This window comes from Thermoanaerobacterium sp. RBIITD (assembly GCF_900205865.1).
Taxonomy (GTDB): domain Bacteria; phylum Bacillota; class Thermoanaerobacteria; order Thermoanaerobacterales; family Thermoanaerobacteraceae; genus Thermoanaerobacterium.
This window is the reverse complement of sequence record NZ_LT906662.1, coordinates 3,395,381-3,402,993: the sequence shown is the minus strand read 5'-3', so window position 1 is coordinate 3,402,993 and position 7,613 is coordinate 3,395,381. Positions and strand designations below refer to the sequence as shown.

Sequence of the window (7,613 nt, the reverse complement as noted above, 5' to 3'; positions counted from 1 at the left end):
TTTATACATTTAATTTTCATTCTTTCATAAATTTTTAGTTAATCTGAGCCGTTGTTAATGTTCTTTTCTCTATTCAATACCTTTTTATTATTCCTATCTATTTAATAAACTGTAATGCCCTTGTACATCTTCATTTTATAGCGCTGTTTTTCCAATGTCTACTATATCTTTGTATAGTTTTGACATAAAAAGCAAAAAACTATACAAAAGTATAATCTTAAAATTTAATCTATATCTATTAAATTTAATTAACCGCTTTTGTAACTGCTTTCTGAATGCTTTTTACGCATAGCTTCTCAATTATTTTCCTCTTATGATATTTTACAGTAACTGGTTTAATTCCAATCTCTCTTGATATGGCCAATTCTTTATAACCCTTTGCAAGCATTAGCAATATCTCTATCTGATTATCAGTTAAATTTATATTGCAGTTATTTAGTTATTGCTCTTTTATATTGGTTTTATATTCATCGGCAATTTTATCTGCAAGCAATTCTAAAACTATAGTCATTTCATCTGCCATGACATATTCTATCGTCGATACATCAAAATATCCTATTATCTTTTCATCTACAATGATAGGCGCTCAATACAATACCATTTTTTCAAAATGTCACAGAAATGATGCTGAGGTTCTAAATAAACTAATCTTCTTAATTGCATCGCCATTGAAATAGCATTTGTTCCTACGGCTTCTTCTTTAAAAGACATACCTATTCTAAAACCTGATTTATCTATGCAACTGTGTGTTTTCTTATTCATCTTATATTTAAAAGAAACCATTGTCATCAGTTAATAAAAATATGTATTCTCCTTTAGTCTGATTTAAAAAATTATCAACACAATTGTGAAATACATTAATAAGTCCTATGTTTTTATTTAATCTAATTTGTGTCTATGTTACACTAAAAGTACCCCAGTATTTCAGTTGAAAAATCCCCCACTTTAAGATAAAATTTCTCTCATGTAATAAAATACATGAGGGAGTGATGGAGTTGATTTCTTTGAAAGACAAACAGGAAATAATATTATCATATATAAGAGATGGTAAATCTCAAAGACAGATATCTAGAGAAACTGGTATTGATAGAAAAGTTATTAGAAAATATATTAAAAAATATGAAGAAAAGAGAAGGGACTTGATAAATGAATGGAAAATAGATGTAAATACAGATATTCAAGAGATTATTGATGATATAGTTGAAAAACCTAAGTACAACATTGAAAACAGGCATAAGATAAAGTTAACTGAGGAAGTGATAAATCGCATAAAATTTTATCTTAGAGAAAATGAGCAAAAAAGGTATTTAGGACAGTCCAAACAACAAAAAAAGAAAATTGATATATATAATGCCTTAAGAGAAGAAGGCTATGACATAGGTTATACATCCGTTTGCCAAGCAATAAATAAGATATTAAATGAGCAAAAAGAAGCATATATAAAGGCGGAATATCAACTTGGAGATGTGTGTGAATTCGACTGGGGTGAAGTCAAATTATTTATAAAAAGCGAGTTAAAAACATTTCAGATGGCGGTATTTACAAGTGCCAAAGGCAATTACAGATTTGCAAAACTTTTTCCAAAACAAGATACTTCATGCTTTCAAGAAGCACATGTATCATTCTTTGAAGATATAAAAGGCGTTTATCATACTGTAGTATATGACAATGCAAAAGTTATGGTTAAAAAATTTGTAGGAAGGAGTGAAAAAGAACCAACAAAAGGACTTTTAAAACTATCAATATATTACTGCTTTAAATTTAGATTTTGCAATACATATCGAGGCAATGAAAAAGGACACGTTGAAAGAAGCGTAGAATTTATAAGAAGAAAGGCATTTTCTAATAAAGACTACTTTGACTCATTGGAAGAAGCTAATAACTATCTTTATGAAGTATGTAAAAAGCTGAATAATACAAAAAATCATTTAAAAGACAATAAGTCACCTGCAGAGATACTTGAAGAAGAGAGACCGTATTTGCTGCCGCAATTACCACCATTTGATGCAGCAAGATGTGAAGACTTGCGGGCAGATAAATATTCAACAATAGTTATAGACTCATGTCATTATTCTGTACCGGATGCTTATGTCGGTAAAATCATATTTACAAAAATATATTCGCATAAAATACTTTGCTATTATGACAATGTAAAAATTGCCGAACATGAGCGAATATACGGATTTAACGAATGGTCAATAAAAATAGAGCACTACTTGAATACACTAAAGAAAAAACCTGGGGCCCTGCCTTCAAGCACAGCGCTTAAACAGGCAGACCCAAGGTTGCAAAATATCTACCATACCTATTATACCACCAGGGAGAAAGAATTCATAGATCTCTTGCAATATGTAGGTATAGTAGGTATGCAAAAAATACTTGATGCTATTGAGAAATTGAGAAAAATAGATCCAATTGATATTACAACAGATAAAATAAAAATAATATGCGAAAGAAAGGTTGATGAATATATAGAAAAGACAAAAACAAATAATGAAATAGAAGATAAATCAAAAGAAATGCTGAAAGAATTCGGCAATTTAATACCTAAAGAGGCCGAAAATTTCAAAGAGGAGGCCGTCATTTAAAATGAATAAAAAAGAAATATCAAAAGAAATAGAACAATTTGCAACAAGCTTAAAACTACCAGGGATAAAGAAATATTTTAGAGAAGATACAAAAGATGCTGCAGCAAGAGATATAAGCTATGAAGAATACTTATACGGATTGCTCCAGAAAGAATATGATCTAAGACAGGAACATGCGAAAGAAAATCGTATAAGACTAGCTAATTTTCCATACAAAAAATATCTAGAAGACCTAAAAGTAGAGTATCTACCAGATGATGCGAATAGAAAATTAAAGATATTAAGTTCACTTGAATTTATTAAGAATGGACAAAATGTAATACTTGCAGGAAATCCAGGTACAGGCAAAACACATATAGCAATAGGACTAGGCATAAAAGCTTGTTTGGCAGGATATAGAGTACTATTCACAACAATTCCAACTTTAATAAATCAATTAAAAGAAAGTAGATCAGAAAGAACATTACACACTTTTGAAAACAAATTTGCGAAATACGATCTAGTAATAGCAGACGAACTTGGCTATATCTCTTTTGACAAAGAGGGATCTGAGCTTTTATTTACAAACTTATCATTAAGAGCAGGAAGAAAATCAACGATAATAACAACAAACTTATCATTTGAAAGGTGGGCTGAAATATTTCAAGATCCAGTGATGACAGCAGCGATGGTAGATAGACTAACACATAAAGCCTATTTAGTAAATATGAATGGAAATTCATATAGACTTAAAGAAACGGAGGAATGGATAAAGAGTCAGAATATTGCTTAATTTTTTACACACTAAGTGGAGGAAAATTCGATTGAAATTTGGCGCATCTTTCACTTGACAAATGCATACAGGATTTTTGATTAATGTGAATTACTTTTTTATCATTACTTATGCTTTATTTGGCTCAATTTTATTTTAGTATTTTACAGCTTTTTGTTGACAAATCAAGTTATGCAATTGTTTCTTTATTGTGATAATTAAAGATAGGTGTTGCAACGCAATACCAATCTTAAATAATTCACAATGATGATCTTCTCCGTATATTTCAGATTGCTCTTTCTTTTTCATAACCATACATTTTGCATTTGTATCGCAATCTTCAATTTTTAAGCTGGTAACATCTGAAAAATTAATGTGTTAAAATAGTCTTTCAGTCGATCATCATATGATTCTACTGCAAAAAGTCGAAAAATATAGAATTTCAAAACATTAAGGGGTATAATTAGAATATAATACATTGCAGTAAGGGGTTAAAGATATGTTTAGAGAGAATAAAGATCATTTACAGCAAAAGATGTTTACCAGTTAATTTTGGATGGATGAACGTATACGGTAGAGATTTCGAACAGTTGGACACCACTGTATTTTAAACATGTATTTTGTAAAATTAGTGAGAAACTTTTTGCGACCTTTTATACACAAAACATAGGAACGCCCAATTTTCCAGCTAACATACTTTTGTCTTTGGAGTATATTAAGCATTTTTAACGACTATACTGATGAAAACCTCATTGACCAATTTTATTATAATGCTTAGATTGCTTGTGCACCTGGTATAAAAAATGTTGGTAAAATAAATCTTGGAGTAAGGACACTATACTACTTTAGAAGACATGGGAAAAAGAATCCAAAGAAATCAGGTGAATTTGCGATTGTTATAAATAAAACTTCTGAATACATTGGAAATATTGCTTGGAAAAATAGAAACTGCGAAATAGAAATAATGATAGATGAAGAAAAATATCGCAATAATGGATATGGCACAGAAGCTTTGCAATTATTAATTAATTTTATATTTAATGAATTAAACTTGCATAGAATAGAATTAAGAGATTATGATTTTAAAGAAAGAGTAATAAGGTGTTATAAAAAATGTGGATTTAAAAAGATGGATTATTGAGAGTAATTGTTTATTAACAAAGGAAATACACAAATGAGTATATAATGAGCATAATTGAAGATGATTATATTAAACATTAATTACCAGGGAAATAATAACATATAATAAAGGAGGATAATATGAGAGCATTTTTGGCAGTTAAATTAAGTGATATGGCCGTTAACGAAATTGCAAATTTACAGGAAGAACTTAAAAAATATACTTTAAAGGGAAGATGGACAAAAAAAGATAATTTACATATAACACTCAAATTTTTAGGCGAAATAAATACTGACGATGTAGACAAAATTAAAGATGCAACAGAGGATGTGGCGAAAAGTTTTTCTCCATTTAATATTAGAATAGATAAAATCGGCTGTTTTAAAGGTAAAGAAAGTTATAGAATTTTATGGGTTGGCATTGACAATGATAAAGAGCTGAAAATTCTTCATGATAAAATCGAAGACAATCTATTAAAAATAGGATTTAAAAAAGATGATAGAAATTTTAAGACACATATTACAATAGCGAGAGATATATCGTTAAATATTGATGTGAATAAAATAAATAAAATATTTCAATTGAAATCCGATAGTTTTATGGTATCTAATATTTATTTGATGGAAAGCAAATTAGAGAATAATAAAAGAATTTATACAAACATATTTGATGTCTTACTAAATAAAGTAAAATAATTAAATATATAAAAAGAGATAATTCAAAAAATTATCCCCAAAATTTATGGTGTAACATATAATGTTTTTTGATTTGTATAGATTACAAATCCTGGCTTTGCTCCAGATGGTTTTTTAACATATTTTTTAAACGTATAGTCGACAGGGACATTTGACGAATTCTTTGCCTTGCTGTGTGCGGCAGCCAGTTTTGCTGCCTCAAGTATAGTTGTATATGGTATATTACTATCTTTATTTTTAATTATTACATGTGATCCTGGAATATTTTTAGTGTGTAGCCATATATCATTTGCAGATGCAAATCTTAAAGTAAGATAATCATTTTGTACGTTATTTTTGCCGATGTAAATATCAAAATTATCAGACGATACAACATGGATTGGCTGTGAAACAACCTTTTTTTGCTTTTTATTTTTATCTTTTTTTCTGATATAACCCATATCAGATAGCTCTTCCCTTATTTCATCTATTTCGGTTGGCAATGTACATTGCTCTAAATTTATAAGCTGACCCTCCAAATATTCTATTTCTTCTTTAGTATCGTCGATTTGTTTAGTTAAAATTCTAACAGCATTTTTGGCTTTTGTATATTTTTTAAAATATCTTTGCGCGTTTTCTGCAGGTGTGTATTTAACATCAAGAGGTATTTGGATTTCCTCTCCTGTATAATAATTTATTGTTTTAAATTCATTAATTTTTTTATCTAGCTTATATAAATTAGCAGTTATAAGTTCTCCATATAATCTATAAATATCAGATTTTTCTGCATTATTTAGTTCATCCATTTGTTTATCAAGTTTAGTGTATAGTCTTTCAAGATGTACTTCGATCAATTTTTTTAAATCATGCGAACGGGTTTTTATGTTTTCAACATTTGCTTTTTCTTTATAAAATGTCAATGCAGCTTCATTAACATTTTTATGAAATTTTAAATTAATATACTGTTTAAGATCTATACAAGAAAACTCAATAGGATTATTATCGATGTAAGCGGTACAAGGCTTGAAATTATTGCTTGTTATTGTCAACTTAAACTCTGATAAATTAAAATATAAGTTTTCAATTTCATTATTTGTAAGTTCTTCTACATATTTGTCATTTACTTGACTTCTAAAAGTCATTTCCCTCGATAGAACGGGGCTAAATCCTTCAAATAAAGTCAAAATGGCTTTTTCGATTTTCTTACCCTTTAGTAATTTTAATGATTCAAAAAATACATCCTTAGAAATATTAGTTATATTTATTTTATTTTGTGATGGTGGTAAGTCATATTTTAAGCCTGGTAAAATTTCGCGTACTTTACTCATGTCATGGTATACACGCTTAATACTATCAACAATAACTCTACTGTTTTTATCAATCAATACAATATTGCTGTGTCTGCCCATAATTTCTATGACCAATGTTTTTATTACCATGTTCTCAAACTCATCACGACTTTCAATATCAATTAAAGCAATTCTATCAAATCGGATCTGATAAATATCTAATAATTTTCCACCTTGGAGATATTTGCGCAATAACATGCAAAACATAGGAGGCACAGTTGGGTTTTCTTTATTTTCATCTGTAAGATATATTCTCGGATAGTTTGCATTACTTGATAAAAGAAGTTTATAATTTTTACCTTTATTTCTTATTATTAACATTATTTCGTCTTTTTCAGGCTGATATATTTTATCTATTTTACCACCAATGATTTCTTCTTTTAATTCATTTATAACTGCATATAAAGTTATACCATCGAGTGCCATAGAGTATAACATTCCTTTCTATTTAGTCTCCTTTAATAGTATAGCACGAACATTTCAATTTACAAATTGACATATTATGTAACATACGTTACAATAAATACGATTAGTAAAATATGGGAGTTGATTTAATGAAGTGGATTTTATTGATTTATAAAGTTCCATCAAATTCTTCAACGGCAAGAGTCACTGTTTGGAGAAAGATAAAAAAAATAGGAGCTTTGTATTTACAACAATCTGTATGTATAACACCATATAATGAAGATTTTTTAAAAAAAGTAGAAATGTTGAAGGATGAAATATATTCTATGGGTGGTGACTTAAAATCATTTATTTCCGAAACAACTGATGATAAAATGGAAAAACAAATAATACAGGAATTTAATAAACAGCGAACAGAAGAATATATGGAAATTAAAGAACAGTGTGAAGCATATTTTGACGAAATAAAAATGGAAATAGGTAGAAATAATTTGACATATGCTGAGCTTGAAGAGAATGAAGATGAATTAAACAAGCTACATAAATGGTTTGATAATGTTTTAAAACGAGATATATTCGGTGCGGAAATAAAAAATGAAGTGCAATTATTATTAGAAAAAGCCGATGAAGAATTTGAGATGTTTGCTTCATTAGTTTATGACAATTATAAGAAGAATGAATAGGTGTTTATCTTTAAATATCTTCAAATTTCTAATCATTTTGTAG

8 protein-coding genes are annotated in these 7,613 nt (G+C 28.5%); 5 read left to right on the top strand and 3 right to left on the bottom strand.

Annotation, left to right across the window (positions count from 1 at the left end; genetic code table 11):
* Positions 1–244: 244 nt before the first annotated feature.
* A complete protein-coding gene (locus CPG45_RS17790) occupies positions 245–388 on the bottom strand; it encodes a LuxR C-terminal-related transcriptional regulator (RefSeq protein ID WP_231968886.1) in 144 nt (47 codons plus the stop codon).
* 182 nt (positions 389–570) lie between these two features.
* Positions 571–762, bottom strand: coding sequence for a hypothetical protein (locus tag CPG45_RS17785; RefSeq protein ID WP_231968884.1), 192 nt, complete (start codon positions 760–762; stop codon positions 571–573).
* A 227-nt stretch (positions 763–989) separates the two neighbouring features.
* Between CPG45_RS17785 and istA the strand changes: the two genes are divergently transcribed.
* The 4 genes from istA (at position 990) to thpR (ending at position 5,154) form a co-directional block, all read left to right on the top strand.
* Positions 990–2,588 (top strand): IS21 family transposase, encoded by a 1,599-nt coding sequence (gene istA, locus CPG45_RS16640; RefSeq protein WP_096230064.1) that lies wholly within the window; start codon positions 990–992, stop codon positions 2,586–2,588.
* Position 2,589: 1 nt separating this feature from the next.
* Complete coding sequence (istB, locus tag CPG45_RS16635; protein ID WP_096230063.1) at positions 2,590–3,360, top strand: IS21-like element helper ATPase IstB; 771 nt, start codon at positions 2,590–2,592, stop codon at positions 3,358–3,360.
* A 757-nt stretch (positions 3,361–4,117) separates the two neighbouring features.
* Positions 4,118–4,480, top strand: coding sequence for a GNAT family N-acetyltransferase (locus CPG45_RS18365; protein WP_350354090.1), 363 nt, complete (start codon positions 4,118–4,120; stop codon positions 4,478–4,480).
* A gap of 119 nt (positions 4,481–4,599) precedes the next feature.
* On the top strand, positions 4,600–5,154 hold the full coding sequence (gene thpR, locus CPG45_RS16625) for an RNA 2',3'-cyclic phosphodiesterase (RefSeq protein ID WP_096230062.1): 555 nt from the start codon (positions 4,600–4,602) through the stop codon (positions 5,152–5,154).
* Between the two features lie 44 nt (positions 5,155–5,198).
* On the opposite strand, the gene CPG45_RS16620 is transcribed toward thpR, so the two are convergent.
* Complete coding sequence (locus CPG45_RS16620) at positions 5,199–6,908, bottom strand: Rqc2 family fibronectin-binding protein (protein WP_096233391.1); 1,710 nt, start codon at positions 6,906–6,908, stop codon at positions 5,199–5,201.
* A 128-nt stretch (positions 6,909–7,036) separates the two neighbouring features.
* On the opposite strand from CPG45_RS16620, the gene CPG45_RS16615 reads away from it, so the two are divergent.
* Positions 7,037–7,570: a Chromate resistance protein ChrB gene (locus CPG45_RS16615; protein WP_096233389.1), complete on the top strand. Its 534-nt coding sequence runs from the start codon at positions 7,037–7,039 to the stop codon at positions 7,568–7,570.
* The last annotated feature ends 43 nt before the right edge of the window (positions 7,571–7,613 follow it).

Excerpts from the sequence above, each read along its gene's own strand:
- CPG45_RS17790 (WP_231968886.1), bottom strand. The coding sequence starts at position 388 with ATGCTTGCAAAGGGTTATAAAGAATTGGCCATATCAAGAGAGATTGGA.
- CPG45_RS16620 (WP_096233391.1), bottom strand. The coding sequence starts at position 6,908 with ATGGCACTCGATGGTATAACTTTATATGCAGTTATAAATGAATTAAAA.
- istB (WP_096230063.1), top strand. The coding sequence starts at position 2,590 with ATGAATAAAAAAGAAATATCAAAAGAAATAGAACAATTTGCAACAAGC.
- CPG45_RS17785 (WP_231968884.1), bottom strand. The coding sequence starts at position 762 with ATGAATAAGAAAACACACAGTTGCATAGATAAATCAGGTTTTAGAATA.
- thpR (WP_096230062.1), top strand. The coding sequence starts at position 4,600 with ATGAGAGCATTTTTGGCAGTTAAATTAAGTGATATGGCCGTTAACGAA.
- istA (WP_096230064.1), top strand. The coding sequence starts at position 990 with ATGGAGTTGATTTCTTTGAAAGACAAACAGGAAATAATATTATCATAT.
- CPG45_RS16615 (WP_096233389.1), top strand. The coding sequence starts at position 7,037 with ATGAAGTGGATTTTATTGATTTATAAAGTTCCATCAAATTCTTCAACG.